Annotated in this window: 10 protein-coding genes; 5 read left to right on the top strand and 5 right to left on the bottom strand. The window is 50.5% G+C overall.

Annotation, left to right across the window (positions count from 1 at the left end; translation table 11 throughout):
• Position 1: 1 nt before the first annotated feature.
• Positions 2 to 850 (bottom strand): D-hexose-6-phosphate mutarotase, encoded by an 849-nt coding sequence (locus RC73_RS03780; RefSeq protein WP_039033383.1) that lies wholly within the window; start codon positions 848 to 850, stop codon positions 2 to 4.
• 205 nt (positions 851 to 1,055) lie between these two features.
• On the opposite strand from RC73_RS03780, the gene RC73_RS03775 reads away from it, so the two are divergent.
• From RC73_RS03775 to RC73_RS03760, 4 genes are all read left to right on the top strand, one after another.
• Positions 1,056 to 2,855: an acyl-CoA dehydrogenase C-terminal domain-containing protein gene (locus RC73_RS03775; RefSeq protein WP_039033382.1), complete on the top strand. Its 1,800-nt coding sequence runs from the start codon at positions 1,056 to 1,058 to the stop codon at positions 2,853 to 2,855.
• Positions 2,856 to 2,955: 100 nt separating this feature from the next.
• The gene (locus RC73_RS03770; protein ID WP_186299982.1) at positions 2,956 to 3,381 is read left to right on the top strand and encodes an HIT family protein; all 426 of its coding nucleotides are present in this window, start codon (positions 2,956 to 2,958) and stop codon (positions 3,379 to 3,381) included.
• Positions 3,382 to 4,160: 779 nt separating this feature from the next.
• Positions 4,161 to 6,713 carry a TonB-dependent receptor plug domain-containing protein gene (locus tag RC73_RS03765; protein ID WP_039033381.1) on the top strand — a complete coding sequence of 851 codons (2,553 nt, stop codon included), beginning with the start codon at positions 4,161 to 4,163 and terminating at the stop codon, positions 6,711 to 6,713.
• Positions 6,714 to 7,952: 1,239 nt separating this feature from the next.
• On the top strand, positions 7,953 to 10,505 hold the full coding sequence (locus RC73_RS03760; RefSeq protein WP_039033380.1) for a TonB-dependent receptor plug domain-containing protein: 2,553 nt from the start codon (positions 7,953 to 7,955) through the stop codon (positions 10,503 to 10,505).
• Between the two features lie 168 nt (positions 10,506 to 10,673).
• Here RC73_RS03760 and RC73_RS03755 read toward each other — a convergent pair whose 3' ends face one another.
• Both RC73_RS03755 and ggt read right to left on the bottom strand, forming a co-directional pair.
• Positions 10,674 to 12,767 (bottom strand): hypothetical protein, encoded by a 2,094-nt coding sequence (locus RC73_RS03755; protein WP_039033379.1) that lies wholly within the window; start codon positions 12,765 to 12,767, stop codon positions 10,674 to 10,676.
• A gap of 575 nt (positions 12,768 to 13,342) precedes the next feature.
• A complete protein-coding gene (gene ggt / locus RC73_RS03750; protein WP_039033378.1) occupies positions 13,343 to 15,085 on the bottom strand; it encodes a gamma-glutamyltransferase in 1,743 nt (580 codons plus the stop codon).
• Positions 15,086 to 15,177: 92 nt separating this feature from the next.
• Here ggt and RC73_RS03745 point away from each other — a divergent pair, with 92 nt between their 5' ends.
• The gene (locus RC73_RS03745) at positions 15,178 to 16,359 is read left to right on the top strand and encodes a GNAT family N-acetyltransferase (protein ID WP_152608407.1); all 1,182 of its coding nucleotides are present in this window, start codon (positions 15,178 to 15,180) and stop codon (positions 16,357 to 16,359) included.
• Here RC73_RS03745 and RC73_RS03740 read toward each other — a convergent pair.
• Together RC73_RS03740 and hppD are read right to left on the bottom strand one after the other, a co-directional pair.
• A complete protein-coding gene (locus RC73_RS03740; protein ID WP_039033377.1) occupies positions 16,356 to 16,970 on the bottom strand; it encodes a LysE family translocator in 615 nt (204 codons plus the stop codon). The genes RC73_RS03745 and RC73_RS03740 overlap by 4 nt on opposite strands.
• A 140-nt stretch (positions 16,971 to 17,110) precedes the next feature.
• A complete protein-coding gene (gene hppD, locus RC73_RS03735) occupies positions 17,111 to 18,151 on the bottom strand; it encodes a 4-hydroxyphenylpyruvate dioxygenase (protein WP_039033461.1) in 1,041 nt (346 codons plus the stop codon).
• Between the last annotated feature and the right edge of the window lie 67 nt (positions 18,152 to 18,218).

The following is an 18,218-nucleotide window of genomic DNA, read 5'->3' as shown; positions in this document are numbered from 1 at the left end:
CTCACTCCTGCCAGCGAATTTCTGTGGTCAGAGTGTGACTCTGTTTGGGGCCGAGCACCAGTTTATCTTCCAGCACATTGGCGGCTTCCAGGCAGACCATAGACAGGTAATCCTGCTCTTGGAAACGGGCCAGCCGCTTGGACTTGTCTATCCAGGGATTCCAAAGTATTGCCGAGTGGCTCTGCTCACGGCTGACAAGAATAGTGCCGTTGGGGGTATGCAGCTTTTGCAGCTCAGACAAGCCGGTGTAAACCCGGTCGGTTTCGCGCTCAAAGCGCACTTCGTCTTCGACTTGTGCATAGGGACCTTCACCAAACTCGATATACTGGCTGCCGGCAAAGCCGGTAGCGCGCAGTTGGTGGATATCGCCGATGGGGAAATAACTGTGCAATGCCTGGGTCAGCGTTACGTTTTGCTCGCTCAGGTTGCGGTTAATCAGGCTGACCCTGAGGCTGTCGCTGAGGACAAAGTCCAGCCGCACCTCGGTATCGTGGGGCCAGTAACGTCTGTCCTCGTCGCTAAGCTTAAGGACAAAGCTCAGCTCTACCCGTTCATTACTGATATGAGTTCGCTCAAGTTGCCACAACCGGGTGCGGGCAAAGCCATGCTGGGGCCAGCCCTCATTGGCATGCATGCCAAACCAGGGCCAGCAGACGGGAATACCGCCGCGAATACCACTGCCCGGTAGATAGTCATCGGCAGGAGAAACCCACAGCAGCGGCGCCTTGCCTTTGGGCACAAAGCTGTCTATCTGGGCACCCTGTAAAAAAATACGGCCGTAGCAGAGTGGGGTATCGATTTCGATATAGTCCAGACCATTGGGGTGTTTGCGGGTGTTGACGCTGGCCATGCAGGATTCCTTTAGCGGGCGAACAGGATAATGCCCCTAGCTTACAAAGTTTTACAGCCCGAGATAAGAGGCTGTTCAAGCGAATTTACGCAGAGCGCTGTTCTTGTATTAAAAAAAAGTGATATAAAACTGGTCAGAGGTGCTGAGTTTTTACTCAGAATTGGCTAAGGTGAGACATCAATCACAGGGAAAAGGAAATAAGCATATGGCAAGTTATCAGCCGCCGATGCGGGATTACCGCTTTATTCTTGAACAGTTACTGGATATTTATCAGCAGCCAAAGCTGCAGGGGTTCGATGAAATTGACCCTGAGTTGGTCAATGCCATTCTCGAAGGCATGGCCGATTTCAGCACTGGGGTGATGCTGCCGCTTAATAGTGTCGGCGATCTGCAGGGTTGTCGTCTGGAAGCCGATGGGGTGAAAACCGCCGAGGGCTTTATCGATGCCTACCGCCAGTATGTGGACAACGGCTGGCCGACGCTGACCTGTGATCCCGAGTTCGGTGGTCAGGGCTTGCCGGAAGTTGTGGGTATTTTTGCCACCGAAATGCAGACCTCCTCCAACATGGCCTTTGCCATGTATCCCGGGCTGACTCACGGTGCTTACAGTGCCATTTTTGCCCATGGCTCCGAGGCGCTCAAGGCCAAATATCTGCCCAAACTGGTGAGCGGCGAGTGGACCGGCACCATGAATCTGACCGAATCCCATGCCGGTACCGATCTGGCGCTGCTGCGTACTAAGGCCGAGCCCAGCACTGACGGTTGCTATCTTGTCAGCGGTGAGAAAATCTTTATCTCCAGTGGCGATCACGATCTGGCCGAAAACATAGTGCACCTGGTATTGGCCAGGTTGCCCGATGCACCGGCCGGGGTGAAGGGGATCAGTTTGTTCGCCGTGCCCAAGTATTGGGTCAAGGAAGATGGCAGCCTGGGCGAGGCTAACAATGTCAAGGCCAGCGGCCTCGAACACAAGATGGGTATTCACGGCAATTCCACTTGTGTGATGCTGTTCGACGGCGCCAAAGGCGAGTTGGTGGGCGAACCCCATCAAGGCCTCAGAGCCATGTTCACCATGATGAACCAGGCGCGCATGGGTGTTGGGGTTCAGGGGCTGGGCGTCTCTGAAATCGCTTACCAGAACGCGCTGGCCTACGCCAGAGAGCGGGTTCAGGGAAGGGCACTGTCCGGCACCAAGGCGCCGGAGCAAAATGCCGATCCTATTCTGGTGCACGGCGATGTGCGGCGGATGCTGCTGTCGCAAAAAGTCTTCAATGAGGGCGCCCGCGCTCTTATCGGCCAGCAGGCGCTGTGGCTCGATGAAGCTGAGCGCCATCAGGATGCCGAACAAAAGGCCAGAGCCAAGGCGTTGGCGGCGTTGTTTACTCCTGTGGTCAAGGGCTTTATCACAGATAGAGGCTTCAGCGCCTGTGTCGATGCCCAACAGGTGTTTGGCGGCCATGGCTATATCCATGAGTGGGGGATGGAGCAGTTTGTCCGTGATGCCCGTATCGCGATGATTTATGAAGGTACCAATGGCGTGCAGGCGCTGGATCTGGTGGGGCGCAAGCTGATGGGTGACAAGGGCGCGGCGCTGAAACTCTGGGCCGCAGAGGTGGAGGCCTTTATCGAAGGCGCCAAACCCAAGGCCGCTCAAGAGCCCCGGTTTGCCAAGGTGCTCGAAGGTTTGGGTCAGGCGGCAACGGATCTGCAGCGCGCTACCCAGAGCCTGATGGAGTTGGCGATGAAAAATCCCGACAACCTGGGCGCGGCCTCCATGCCTTATATGCAGCTGTTTGGCACAGCTGCGCTGGCGTGGATCTGGGCACGGATGGCCGAGCTGGCGCTCGACGGGCTGGCAGATGATGCCGACGGTTTCTATGCCGGCAAACTGGCCTCGGCGGCTTTCTTTATGGACTACTATGTCAGCAGCGCCAGTGGCTATCGGCGTCAAATTGCCGCGGCCAGTGAATCCATCATGGCCTTCGACGACAGTTACTTCGGTTAATTGCGGTAGCTTCAATACCAAAGGGTCGGTGCAACCGGCCCTTTTTTGTGGTACACCAATAGCTTCCAAGCCAATCGATTCGTCAGTATGGAGTGACAAGATGGATCTGAATTACGACAACAACAATATTTTCGCCCGCATTCTTCGCGGCGAGTTGCCCTGTATCAAACTCTATGAAGACGAGCATACTCTGTCTTTCATGGATATCATGCCGCAAACCAAGGGCCACTTATTGGTGTTGCCCAAGGAGTCGGCCGTGACCCTGTATCAGTTGTCCGATGAAGCGGCGGCGGCCTGCATGCGTACCGTCAAACTGATGGGCAAGGCGGTGGAAAAGGCCATGGGGATCCCGGGCTCCACTGTGTTCCAACACAACGGCAGCGCCGCCGGTCAGAGTGTGCCCCATGTACATTTCCATGTGTTGCCCGGCCCGCTCAAAGGCCTGATGGAGCACGCGGCCCATAAGGGGGATATGGATGAACTGCACACTATAGCCGACAGAATTCGCGCTTGTATTGGATCTTGAGAGTTATTTTCTATGGGGCTGTTGACCCAATCAAAACTTGAAGAAAAGGAGAATAAAGAGTTCCAATAGTTCTTCTTGTTATTTGTTAGGTCGATATTCTCAGTGTTTATCTAAATAAAGCCTTGGCTCAAGTCAAGGCTTTAATTTGCGTTCTTTGCCTTGTCTAGCGTTATCATCTTCAATCCTCGCATTAATTTAACAAATCATCCTGATTGTTAGCTTGATGGTGATTTTTTCTTGAAGTGCATCCGTTTCTGGCAGCAGAAAAAACTATCTCCTTAGTTGATCATTTACTTTATTTTGATACGTATTGATAACAAATGTGTTGTTTGTATCGTTGTGGTGGCGCTTTAATTTGACTGAGTAGGCGAGTTTTATGCGTTGTTAGCCTTTGCCTGCAATTTAGGGGGAAGGAGATTGTCTAAAGAAATTTTTGGTGTCTCATTGTGATGTATCAGCATTGAAACAAATTGTTTTGTGATCTATATCACGTTTTAATGCTTCAGCCATGTTAATTAATGTGTTTTAAATTAACGAAAAATCAAAGTCTATTTTTAGGTTTTCCATCATAATTAGCTGCATATTTATTCGTTCATAAGTTTGTGGGCCGCTATCTCTATAAAACAAAACATTAACGAAACATAAATAAAACATTTTGGTTTTTGCCAGAAGAAAATCCTGTTATTGACGCTATTGAAACGAGGCGACAGTATCTTGGCAACGCTGCATTAATAAGTGCGGTGAAAATAAAAACAAACCAAGAAGTAAGGGAGTTTAAAATGACAAGAACCAATAAGCTGACCAGCTCAGTAAGATTGGCATTATTTGCTGCAGTATCAACGTCAGCTGCATCTGTCTCTCAGGTAGCTTTTGCTGCCGAAGAGGGAGCCAAGGTAGAACGTATTGAAGTCACCGGCTCACGTATCCAGCGTCAAGATATGGAAACCGCTTCTCCAGTGACAGTGATCAGTGCCGACGCCATTCGAGCGGAAGGTTTCACTTCAGTGGATCAATTGCTGCAGGCACAAACCTCCATGGCCGGCGCTGCAGTGGGGTCCAGTACCAATAATGGAGCCGATGGTGTGGCTCAGGTCGATCTGCGGGGCATGGGCGCTGAGCGCACTCTGGTTCTGCTCAATGGTCGCCGTATGGTCAATTCCGGCTCTGGTGCCGATAGCGCAGTGGATTTGAACTCTATCCCTGTGGCTATGATAGCTCGGGTAGAAATTCTTAAAGATGGCGCTTCTGCAGTATACGGCTCCGACGCCATCGCCGGTGTGGTTAACATTATCACCAAGAAAGACTTTGAAGGTTTTCAGTTGGATTTCAACGGCAGCGGAACCGATAAAGGCGACGGTGAGAGCGGTGAGCTGAGTTTGTTGTATGGCTTCAACACAGACAATGGTGGTAACTACACTTTTGGTGCGTCTTATTCTGACCGCCGTGGCGTAATTCAGGGGGATCGTGATTGGACCGAGCCAGGGGCCAGTTCCTTTATTCCTACCGGCTCTCTGAACGGAATGGTCAAAGACGCCAACGGTAACTGGGTCGAGCGCAGCACAGGTTATGATTATACTCAGGACAGTTGGTTCCAAACGCCTAGTGAGCGCTATAGCTTATTTGCCAACATGATCCAGGAGCTGGGTAATGAGTTGGTGCTGACAGGTGACATACTGTATACCAAGCGTAAGTCCGATCAGCAAATGGCGGCTCAACCAGCCGATATCATGCTGGGTGTCTGTGGCGAGGAAGGTATTGATGCTTCTCGCTGTCTCACGCTGGATCAATCCATGCTGGATGCCGGTATCAAGGCCGATAAGACCGGCCGTGTTAACTACCGTCGCCGTACCAATGACGTAGGACCTCGTATCTATAATCAAGACGTCGATACGCTGCGCGCCTCGATTGCCCTGCAGGGCACGCTGGATGTTCATACCGGCATGACTTGGGATCTGTCTTACACCTATGGCAAGAACAAGGCCGATACCTGGGTTGAAAACTCCATCAATGCCAAAAAGATGGAAAACTCAGTTTACAACAATCAAGGCGCCTGGCTCAGCGGTGCGCCATTGACCCAGGAGATCATCAACGATATCGGTTTCACCGAGCGTAACGATGGTGGTAACGAACAACATCTGGTTGCCGGGGTATTGAGTGGTGAGCTGTTTGATCTCGATGCTGGCCCGGTCAGCTTCGCTATCGGTGCCGAATACCGTTACGACAGCGGTTACTTTAATCCGGATCCTGTGATTGTCGCCGGTGAGGGTACCGCGGCCCAGCAAGACCCAACTGATGGTAACTACGACGTTATCTCTATCTATCAGGAGGTTAGCGTACCTTTTAGCGAAAAACTGACAGGTGAATTTGCGCTACGTTTCGATGATTACTCTACTTTCGGTAAGGCATCGACCTGGAAGATAGGCCTGACCTATGAAGCGACTGATGACTTAATGTTACGCGCCGTGGCAGCCACCGGATTCCGAGCGCCAAACGTCAGTGAACTCTATGGTGGTAACACAGGATCGTACGACTATTTGACCGATCCATGGGGTAACGAGCAAGATCCACAGATTTTGGTGAACTATACCTCGGACGAAAACTTGGAACCTGAAGAGTCTGAGTCTTACACTGCCGGTCTGGTTTACTCACCGCACTTTATTGACGGTATGTCTTTGACTCTGGACTACTGGCGTTTCAGGGTAACCAATGCCATTACCCGTCTGGATGCTCAGAAAGGGCTGAAAGATTGTTACGCCGGCAATCAGCTTGCCTGTGATACCTTCAAGATTACTTCTGACGGCGATCTATCTGACTTTACCAATCCGCTTACCAACGTAGGTAGCCAGAATACCAGTGGTATCGATTTCAACCTGGCTTACAGCTTCGAAGGCCTGGGACTGGACTGGAAGATTAACAACGACCTGACCTACCTTTTGGAGTTTGAGCAGGATGGCGTTTCCTATGATGGTACCATTGACGGTAACTTTGGCGCCTATGCAGAAGTTCGCAATAACTTCAGTATTCAAGCCAGTCGTGGCGACTGGAGCCTGATGTACTACAACCGTTATATCGGTAAGATGGATGATATTTATACTGACTATGATCAGAATGATAATCCATTTACAGCGGTTGCCAAGGCTGATGCCGTTATGTATCACAACATTGTCGGCACCTATCACTTCACTGATGGTTTGACAGCCTCGCTGGGTGTTAAGAACTTAACTGATGAAGAGCCGTCATTTGTATCCAACGGCAGTGATGCCGGAACTGTCCCTGAGGTTTATGACACCATAGGTCGTCAAATCTACGGTGGTGTGACTTACAAATTCTAAGTCATCTCATAAAATGCCAAAGCGCCTTCGGGCGCTTTTTGGGTTTAATCTACTGTAGTGGCAAATACCGCTTTGACATTAAAAAAGTTGTTGCGATCTCGATAATCATAGTCTCGTTCACAGCAATCGTTTGATTTTGGTATTCATCCCTTGCCATAGTTATTGCGTCACCTATGGGGCGCTGAATGCATATTTCAAGCAGGTAAATTTTGAGTGGTTGGCAAGCTGTAATGAGTGCTTGGATGCTATTTCCCTTGGGCTAACTTACTCAAGTTTTCAGCGAATCATATGCAGAGTTACAGTCCGGTCTTGTCTGTTATGCTTCTTGCAAACGCGCAGGGCTATTTATTGTGAACCACGTCTTGCATCCACCTGTAAGCCCGCGAAGAGCACCAATGGGCCTTTTCGTATCTTCTTCACTGATGTTTGGGTTCAATCCAACTTTTTCATCAGATAAGAGAGGGCTTATTAATCGCCCCTTCTCCACATTATGAGCAAGCTCCTACGGCCTTGATTGAGCCGCTTAAGGGCGGTTTGTGCTCTTTTAATGGCGTTGCTGGCTCTAATTCTAGCTCGCAAATGAAATGATATAGCTCTTGGTTCCCTTCATTTTTGGACAATACCCCCGTTCCTTAAAATCAAAGATCTTATTTATATGCATAGCAGCCTGAGTGGCTTTATTACAGACACATTTACTCTGGTATACAGGCTTGAAGTGCTCTCTCTAAAAGAACAACCTCCGCAGCATAAAAAACTATTGAATAAAAACATATACAAGATGGTGTTAAACAGATTTGTAACATAACCATACTGCATACCGTTTGTAATATGACCTGGTTAACAGAGATGTCCATGCAGATATACCTAACAGAGCTGGTAGTCAAACACGTCAATGAAGGTTTTTTCTTTGTGATGTTGACCTTGTATTCGGTATAAATGTGCTTTAGATCGCACTTTTGATTAATGTTATTGTTGCGAAATTTGGGCTATTTTAACAAAAAACTAAAGTTATTTTTTGACAAATTCAGCTATTTAAGTTTGCGGTTATATACTAATTCCAGGATAACTGAAGCTCACCAAAAAAATAAACAATATAATTTCAATTTGTTAACAATGCGGCCTTTGTCAGATTAAAACTCTGTTATTGACGATTTTGCGACCAGGCGACAGTATCTTTGCTCGCCGCACCTAAAGAGGTCGGCGAACATAAAAACAATTCAGGAAGTAAGGGAGTTTATTATGACAAGAACCAATAAGCTGGCCAGTGCGGTTAAATTGGCGCTGTTTGCTGCTGTGTCAACGGCAACAGTATCTGTCTCTCAGGAAGCTTATGCTGCAGAGGAGGGCGACAAGGTTGAGCGTATCGAAGTCACAGGCTCACGTATTCAGCGCCAAGATATGGAAACCGCTTCTCCTGTAACAGTGATTAATGCCGATACTATTCGGGCAGAAGGTTTTACTTCGGTCGATCAATTATTGCAGGCACAAACCTCCATGGCTGGTGCGGCTATTGGCTCAACCACCAATAATGGTGCCGCTGGTGTAGCTCAGGTCGATTTGCGAGGTATGGGCGCTAAGCGCACCTTGGTACTGCTTAATGGCCGCCGTATGGTCAATTCCGGCTCCGGTGCCGATAGCGCAGTGGATTTGAACTCTATCCCTGTGGCTATGATTGCCCGGGTGGAAATTCTTAAAGACGGGGCTTCTGCGGTATACGGCTCTGACGCCATTGCCGGTGTGGTTAACATCATCACTAAAAAGGATTTTGAAGGTTTACAGTTGGATTTCAACGGCAGCGGAACCGACAAGGGGGACGGTGAAACCGGGGAGTTGAGCCTGTTGTATGGTTTCAACACAGATAATGGCGGCAACTACACTTTTGGCGCGGCGTACTCTGACCGTCGTGGCGTCATCCAGGCTGACCGTGATTGGACAAAGCCTGGTGCCAGTTCTTTCATCCCAACCGGTTCTCTGGCCGGTATGGTCAAAGACGCCAACGGTAACTGGGTTAAGCGCAGTACTGGTTATGATTTCACCAAAGACAGTTGGTTTCAAACGCCAAGCAAGCGCTATAGCCTGTTTGGCAACATGATCCAGGAGCTGGGCAATGAACTGGTATTGTCAGGTGACATACTGTACACCAAGCGTAAGTCCGATCAGCAAATGGCGCCGCAGCCTGCTGATATCATGTTAGGAGTTTGTGGTCAGGCAAGAGTGAATCCTAACCGTTGTATTACCTTGGATCAGTCTATGTTGGCTGCAGGTATAAAGGCGGACAAGACCGGGCGAGTCAATTATCGCCGTCGTACCAATGATGTTGGGCCGCGTATTTATAATCAGGATGTCGATATTCTGCGTGCTTCTCTTGCTCTGCAAGGCACGTTGGATGTTAATACAGGTATGACTTGGGATTTGTCTTATACCTATGGCAAGAACAAGGCCGATACCTGGGTTGAAAACTCTATCAATGCTGAAAAGATGACAAACTCGGTTTACAACAATCAAGGCGCCTGGATCAGCGGCGCACCATTGACCCAGGAGATCATCAATGACATAGGCTTTACCGAACGTAACTATGGTGGTAATGAACAACATGTGGTCGCCGGGGTATTGAATGGTGAGTTGTTTGACCTGGCTGCTGGTCCTGTCAGTTTTGCTATCGGAACCGAATATCGCTATGACAGCGGATACTTTACTCCGGATCCTGTGATTGTCGCCGGTAAAGGAACTGCTGCTCAGCAAGATCCAACCGACGGTAACTATAATGTTATCTCAATCTATCAGGAGATTAGTGTACCTTTCAGCGACAAGCTGACCGGTGAATTTGCCCTGCGTTTCGATGATTACTCTACTTTCGGTAAGGCGTCCACCTGGAAGCTAGGGCTGACCTATGAAGCGACCGATGAACTTATGCTGCGCGCCGTGGCTGCTACCGGTTTTCGGGCACCAAATGTCAGCGAACTCTATGGCGGTAACACAGGATCTTACGACTATTTGGAAGATCCATGGAAGAATGCCCAGGATCCACAAATTTTGGTCAACTATACCTCAGATCTGAATCTGAAGCCTGAGGAGTCAGAGTCTTATTCTGCTGGTTTGGTTTATTCACCAGGTTTTATTGACGGTATGTCTCTGACCTTGGATTACTGGCGTTTTCGGGTAACCAATGCCATTACTCGCTTGGATGCTCAGAAAGGGCTGAAAGATTGTCATGCCGGTAAACAGGCTGCTTGCGACACTTTCAAAATCACTCCATCCGGTGACTTATCCAAGTTCACCAACCCGTTGACCAACGTGGGAAGCCAGAATACCAGTGGTATCGACTTCAACCTGGCTTACAGTTTTGAAGGCTTGGGGTTGGACTGGAAGATCAATAATGACCTGACTTATCTGCTGAAATTTGAGCAGAATGGTGTGGCCTATGACGGTACTATTGACGGTAACTTTGGCGCCTATGCAAAGGTTCGCAATAACCTCAGCATCCAGGCAACTCGTGGTGACTGGAGCCTGATGTATTACAACCGTTATATAGATAAGATGGACGATATCCATACCAAGTACGATAAGAATAAAAAACCTTACACTGCAGTTGCCAAAGCGGATGCTGTTTTGTATCACAACATTGTCGGTACCTATCATTTCACCGATGCCTTGACAGCTTCTCTGGGGGTGAAAAACCTGACAGATGAAGAACCTTCATTTGTATCCAATGGCAGTGATGGCGGAACTGTTCCTGAGGTTTATGACACCATAGGTCGTCAAATCTACGGTGGTGTAACTTATAAGTTCTAAGCCATCTCATAAAATGAAAAAGCGCCCGAGGGCGGGCGCTTTTGGCGTTTATTGTACGCCGTGGAAAACATAGTTTCGAACCACTAAAGATCAGCATCTTGCCAACCGGCTAGGTTGAATTCGCCGTATCAGTGTTTTATTCAGTCAAACCACTGACTTTGAGTTGCCTTAATCGTTATTGCCTGTCCCTGTCCATTGGATGTTGGCTTTAATCTCTTCCACCAAGCCGGCATCCTCTTCGGTAACATGACCTATAACACTGTAAATTTTGCCGACAACAGGCTGCTCGATATCGAATTGCGCCTGGCAGTATTCGATACCATTTTCTTCAGCGGGGAACAGATAGGCTGGAATGCGATATTCCATACCTTCGTAGCTGAGGTTGAGATCGTAAAACTCCCTCACCTCATCACAGCTGAAGTCGGTGTTGGGTACATCGAAGTAGAGCCCCACCTTGGCGCCGCCATTATCCGCCGCTGTCATCTGCATGGTCAGGTGACCAAGCTGATAGGTCGCTTCTGTGGCCGCTGGCAGCTCTGCTGTAAACATGCGACCTTGGGCATTATTATCAGATTCGATATCCAGACGTTTTTCAACATCATCGGCTTTGCTGAACAGGGTATAGCGACTGTCCCACATTTGGGCGACCTTGGCCCCTTTACCCACACCTGCAATGGCGTCGTTCAGCTTGATGGTTTCCTGATGTTCAACACCTTCATCATCGCCGTACTCCAGCACCATTTGGCCTAGTTCATTGATGGTATAAGTGGAGACTTCCACGGTTGCAATAGCGGAGCATTCGCTGAGGTTGTTTTGAGTGCGGACATTACGCAGCACAGAGCCGTTTTTGAACTCCAGAGTATCACACCACACTTGCATCACACCGTCGTCGTGTTCGTCTGCAGAACCCCATTCTGTGATGAACCAGGTGTTGCCTTCCAGCGGATGTTTGGGCTCTGGTTCGACACCGTTACCGGCAACCTTGACTTTAAGATCGGCTCTCACAGCTGCATGTTTGCCGTCATTGACTGTCACAGTGACAACAAAGTCGCCGGCAACCAGAGGCTTGCCGGACAAACGCAATGAGTCACCTTGCTCAATTTTCAGGTCGATACCTTGCATATCCGTCATGGCGCTGAAGGTCAGTTGATCTTTATCCTGATCGCCAAATAGCTCATCCAGGTCAATCACCTGATCGATTTGATTGCCTACTGTCAGCGCCATGCGTGCCAGTTCAGCTTCCAGTTTGGCTTTTTCAGCCGGGTTGATGACAGGAGCATGGTTGATACTGCTGACTTCAATCTCAATTTCCAGCGGGTATGAGCGGGTGCCCTTGCTGTCGGTGGCGTAAGCGTGCAGCTCAATTTCACCGGCTACCTTAGGTGTGCCGCTGAGAACGCCTGTTTTGGCGTCGAATGCCAGGCCCAGGGTTTGCAGTGCAATGTTGCCATCTTCCTCCATCAGGCTCAGAGTGAAGTTGTCGTTGTCCTTGTCGGCAAAAGCGGCTGACAAATCTACGGCAGTCATCGGCTGACCCAGTTCCACTTCAATTTGGGTCAGCTTGTCCAGTTCAGCCTGGCTCAAGACAATATGAGGTCTGTGGTTGGACTCTACACCGCCTTCTGGAGTGATCACCGGCTCGTAGTCGTCGAGTTTGTCACCGGTTTGCACCTTGGCAGCCACATCTTCAACCAAACTTTGCAGATGCGCTTCAGCCAGGCCCTGATGGCTAACCAGAGTCTCGCCGACAATGTTCAGCGCTTGAGCGACTTTGTTGGCGTTGCTCTTGGCCAGATAGTCACCAAACAGCAGCTCTGGTTCGGCTTTAAGTTCAGCAAATTGAGCCGACACGGCTTTTTCGGCATCCGCCTTGGATACACCTTGGTTGGCGTCCATATGCTTGACAACCAAGTCTGTCAGCGGGCTGATCACCTGGCTGTTGGCCTCTTTGCTTGCCGGGGCTTTGAGCTCAAAGGCTTTTTTCACCAAGCCGCGACTTTCATCCATGGTCTTGTCGGCAATGGCTTTAACACACAGTGTTTGTCCCTGATATTGGCCATCGATCCGGGCAATACCGCCTTTGCCGGTTGTCGCCACTTTGGTTTGGCAGTTTTCGCCGACATAAACGTCGGCATTCACCAGATAACCATCAATGGCTGTGACCGAAAATGATTTGGTTGTGGGGGTGTCATTGTTGTCGTTGCCGCCGCAACCGGCCAGAGCCAGTGCTATTGACGCTGCAAGCAAAGTCGTCTTCTTCATTCTTTATCCTAAAATAATTTGAGCGCCTTGATGACGCCCATCCACCTTTTTAGATACAAAAGTTCCATTTAAAGGGGGTCGGATGATAACTTTGATAAGGAAAAGATAAATTGATTGGATTCACATAAAATAATGATTAAAAACAGTGTGGTAGATTGAATTTTAAGCTGTGATTTAATTTTGAACACATATTGGCGTCGCAATCGCCAAAAGTGCCGCTATCTGAGTTTTTACTTGTCAGAAGCAAGGAGTTGTGCCGCCTGAATGGATTGATAAATGCTTATAAATAAGAGGGTTATTGACAGCCTGTTAATTGCGTATCGGGTAGCGGAAATGAAAGCTCAGGATTGAATTAGCCCTGATTTGGCCCAAGCCAATGTACTGAGGTTAAGTCGCCGGTTTGTTAAAAGTGAGCCTTGGTTCAGTTTAAAAAACAGCTCCGCAAGAGTGGCATCTGCGGAGCTGTTTTCAATGTAGATGAGAGTTAAGCCAAATTTAATGCTTGTCGCTCACTACTTTGTTTCAAAAACCTGTCTAAGGAGTTCTTTCAGTAGCTTAGGTTTTGGTAACTGGGCTCAGTAGCCTGCCGCTTCGCTGCCGGCACGGCGTGGATCCGATGCACCAAATTTACCTTCTTCGGTCACCATAATGCTCTGGGTGCTGCCCATGGAACTTTTGACCTTGACCTGGTGGCCCATGGCTTCCAGCAGCGCTATGGTGTCACCATTGAGGCTGCGCTCAACCCGAATTTCATCCGGCAACCACTGGTGATGCATCCGCGGCGCAAAGCTGGCTTCGGCGATATTCAGGTCGTGGTCAATCACATTCATGATGATCTGCAGCACTGTGGTAATGATCCTGGCGCCCCCCGGGCTGCCGGTAACCAGAAACGGCTGACCGTCTTTCATTATCATGGTCGGGCTCATGGAGCTCAGTGGCCGCTTGTTGCCCTGTACCGAGTTGGCTTCACCGCCCACCAGACCATACCCGTTGGGGGTGCCGGGTTTGGCTGAGAAATCATCCATCTCATTGTTCAGCAAAATCCCTGTGCCATCGGCCACCAGCCCAGAACCATAACTGAAGTTGAGGGTATAGGTGTTGGATACTGCATTGCCCCATTTGTCCACGACCGAGTAGTGAGTTGTCTGGTCACTTTCATAGGGTGCCAGCTTGCCGGGTTTGACCTGGCTTGAAGGGGTGGCGTGCTTGCTGTCGATGCTCTTGGCTAATGTCTTGGCATAATCCGGGCTCAACAGGGCTTTGACCGGCACAGGATAGAAATCCGGATCGCCGAGATACTCGCTGCGATCGGCATAGGCCCGTCTCATGGCCTCGGCCATAAGATGCAAAGTGGCGGCGGTGTTATGGCCCAGATCATGGATGGGGTACTGCTCGAGAATGTTGAGGATCTCTATGATATGAATACCACCCGATGATGGCGGCGGCATGGAAACCACCTCATAGCCTCGATAGTGTCCGCGCACCGGCTGGCGCTCTATGGCCTGATAGTTGTTGAGATCCTCAAGGGTCATGATGCCGCCGGCGGCCTGAATGGCTCTCACCAGTTTCTCGGCGGTTTCCCCTTGGTAAAAGCCTTTGCTGCCCTGTTTGGCAATCAGCTCCAGTGAGTGAGCCAACTCAGGTTGCTTGATGATGTCGCCCGGTACAAAGCTGCTGCCATCTGCCTTGTAGAAGATAGCGGCAGAGCTTGGCCATTGGGAAATGCGGCGCTTAACCCCATCAAGGGAGTTGGCCAGATCTGAAGTAACGCTGATCCCATCCCGCGCCAGTTTGATCGCCGGGGCTATCACTTGCTCCCGTTTCATGGTGCCATACTTGGACAGGGCCAGCTCCATGCCCATCACAGTGCCGGGAACGCCTACCGCCAGGCCGTGCTCGCGGCTGAGTTTATTGACCGCATTACCCTTGTCATCAAGGAAGATATCCCTGTGGGCCTTGGAAGGAGCCATCTCCCGATAGTCTATGGCTATGGTCTTGTTTTCCTTCGCCAGGTGTACCAGCATGAAACCGCCGCCACCTATATTGCCGGCCCGGGGCAAAGTCACTGCCAGGGCATAACCCACTGCCACTGCTGCATCTACTGCGTTGCCGCCTTGCTTGAGAATATCCACCCCGATACGGGAAGCCAGTGCCTCCTGGCTGGAAACCATGCCATGCTTGGCCCAAACGGGCTGGGCTGTGGCCATTTCACTGTAAATCGAGGATTCGTTGGCGGTAACTTGTGGGCTGTAACTCAGGGTGGAGGCTGCAGGCAGAGCCAGAGCGACGGCGAAGATCAGCGGTTTTATCAGACGCACTATATTTCCTTATACTGCTTTTGCTTAAGTTGCTATGCAATGTGCCGCCAATTATCCTTGATTGCAAGTTTGCCTCGGCATATGGAATAAATTTGGACAATAAGCACTGGCAGTGGCGTTTTGCCGCCGGCATTGATGAGATCCCCGCCGCCGAGTGGGATCTGTGTCTGGCTGAAGATGGCCAAACAGAGCCGGACAACCCCTTTTGCCGGCATGCTTTTTTGAAGGCGCTGGAGCAAAGTGGCAGTGTTTGCGCCGCAGCCGGCTGGCAACCCATGCATTTACAGCTGTTTTGCAACGACAGGCGTTTGGCTGTGATGCCTCTCTATCTCAAGGATCACTCCTGGGGCGAATATGTGTTCGACTGGGCCTGGGCCGATGCCTATCAGCGCCACGGTGAAGCCTATTATCCCAAGTTGGTCTGCGCCATTCCCTTTACGCCTGTCACCGGCCCAAGACTCGGGATAGCGCCTGAGGCCAGGGCGGCGGCCGCTGATATCCAGCAGGCGCTGGGGAAACTATTTTGGCAACTGCTCGAAAGCTATTCCTCCTGGCATTGGCTGTTTGTCAGCAAGGGGCAGCTCGAGTCATTGCGGCATTTGCCCCAGACCTTGGTGCGGGAAGGCACGCAGTTTCATTGGTTTAACCGGGGTTACAGCCAGTTTGATGATTTTTTGGCGCGGCTCAACTCGAAACGGCGCAAGAATATTCTCAAAGAGCGCCGCGCCTTGGCTGGCTTGCAGTTTGTCTGGCTCAGGGGCGATGAACTGCAAGATTGGCACTGGCAGCTTTTCTATCGCTGCTATCGGCAAACTTACCTGAAACGCTCCGGCCACCGGGGATATCTTCAGCCCGACTTTTTCAAGCTACTCGGTAAGTTGATGGCGGCCGAGGTGCGTTTGCTCCTGGTGCACCGAATGGGCGAAGCGCCGCAACAGGCGCTGGCATGCGCGCTTTATCTGCAGGGGAAAGATACGCTTTATGGCCGCTATTGGGGCGCACTTGAGGAGATCCCGGCGCTGCATTTCGAGGCCTGTTACTGGCAGGGGATTGACTACTGTATCAAGAACGGCCTCAGTTGCTTCAACGCCGGTGCCCAGGGGGAGCACAAGCTGATTCGCGGTTTTGAGTGTGTCACCACCTATTCGCTGCACGGCATAGCGCATCCAGGCTTTCGGGAGGCGATAGCCGATTTCTGTCAAACAGAGGCCGGCAACAACCGCTTGTATCAAGCGCAGTTGCAGCAGGCCTTACCTTACAAAAAGGGCGATTAACCCAGCGCCAGCCAGACACCGACCCCCAGCATCAGGCTGCCGGCTATCCGGTTGAGCAGGCGGACATTGTTGCCACGGCTCAAAAACAGCCTCAGGCTCTTGCCGCCGTTGGCATAGGCCAGCATGCAGATGAGTTCGGTACACATGATAATGCCGATGAGTGCCGTCAGTTGCGGTGCCATAGGTTGCTGCAGATTGATAAAGGGAGGCAGCAAGGAAATCATAAAGGCCCAGCCCTTGGGATTGGCAATGGCGGTGACAAAACCTTGGGAGATCAACGCTGTGCGCTTGATACTTCGTGGTTGGTCGAGATTGGCCATCTTGCCCTTGGCCCGCCACATATTGATGCCGAGCCAGATAAGATAGGCTCCACCAAGATATTTGAGTCCCTGGAAGATCATCGGATGTTTCAACATAATCGTGGCCACCCCCAGCACGGCCGCCAAAGCTACCAGGGCGACCCCCACGACTTCACCCAGCATCATCCACAGAGTGCGGCGCACCCCAATGCTCATCCCCAGTGTCATGGCCAGGGTCATGCACATTCCCGGGGTAACGGAAACAAAGAAAAAGGTTGGAATAAAAGCGGCGAGCAGGGCGTAGTCTTGCATTTTGGGTACAGCTGTCTCTCAAAAAGGGAGATCAGTCTAATGAAATCCTACCGGGTGACAAAGTAAAAAATTGCAGTGCTCAATATACTAACAAGAGACCGATCATCAGATCGGTCTCAAACGGGGGATTTCGTTATCGGTTACAGCACGCCACGCTTCATTTGATCGCGCTCGATGGATTCGAACAACGCCTTGAAGTTACCTTCGCCAAAGCCGAGGTTGTTCTTGCGTTGAATAATTTCGATAAAGATCGGGCCGAACAGGTTTTTGGTGAAGATCTGCAGCAGATAGCCACTGTCATCCCCGTCCACCAGAATTTGATGATGCTTTATCTTGTCGCGGTTTTCCGTCACCTGCGGCACCTTGTCGAAGATGGTGTCGTAGTATTCAGGGATGATGTCCAGGGTCTCGATTGAGGTTCCTTCCATGGCATCGAGCGAGGCGACGATATCCCGGGTGCGGAACGCCAGATGTTGCACGCCCGGGCCGTTATATTCGCGCAGGTACTCATCAATCTGGTTTTTGTCGTCACCCTTGCCCTCATTGATGGGGATACAGAAGCTGCCATCGGGAGAGCGCAGGGCGTAGGAGACCAAGGCGGTTTGTACGCCGCTGATATCAAAGTAACGCACTTCGGTGAATCCGAAGATATCCTTATAGAAATCAGACCATTGTTCCATAGTACCCTTGTGGACATTGTTGGTCAGGTGATCTACTTCCATAAAGCCTTTTTCAGGGACTATCACAGGGGCTGGCAGGTCGACAAAGTCTGTCTTGTAAATGTTGTTCTGCTCGCCGAAACGGTCGATGAAGTAAATCAGGCTGTCGCCTATACCATAGATTGCCGGGTAGGGCAGATCAGTGTGGGCCTGATCCGCCGGGCGGGCGCCGCGGGATACCGCCAGTTGCAGGGCATAGTTGGCATCTTCTACCCGCCAACCCATGGAGCAGATGGCCGGACCATGGTGCTTGGCAAATTCGGCGCTGAAGCCTTGACGCTCCTTGTTGAGCAGAAAGTTAATGTCGTTCTGCTTGTAATAGAAAATCTCCCTGTCCTTGGCTTTTTTCAGCATGGAGAAACCAAAGTCGATAAAGACCTGGTGCATGAAATCACTGTCCGGGGTTGCAAACTCGGTGAATTCGATACCGAGCAGTCCCAGTGGATTCTTTTCGCTTGCCATTTCTATGTCCTCTTCAATGATGTTGCTTGCGGCCATTCTCTGATGGCCTTGCTGGATATTCGGGTCC

Origin of the sequence: Shewanella sp. ECSMB14102 (assembly GCF_000813075.1) — a bacterium.
Lineage (GTDB): Bacteria > Pseudomonadota > Gammaproteobacteria > Enterobacterales > Shewanellaceae > Shewanella > Shewanella indica.
The sequence above is the reverse complement of the archived record's forward strand: the minus strand, read 5'-3'. Positions and strand labels throughout refer to the sequence as shown.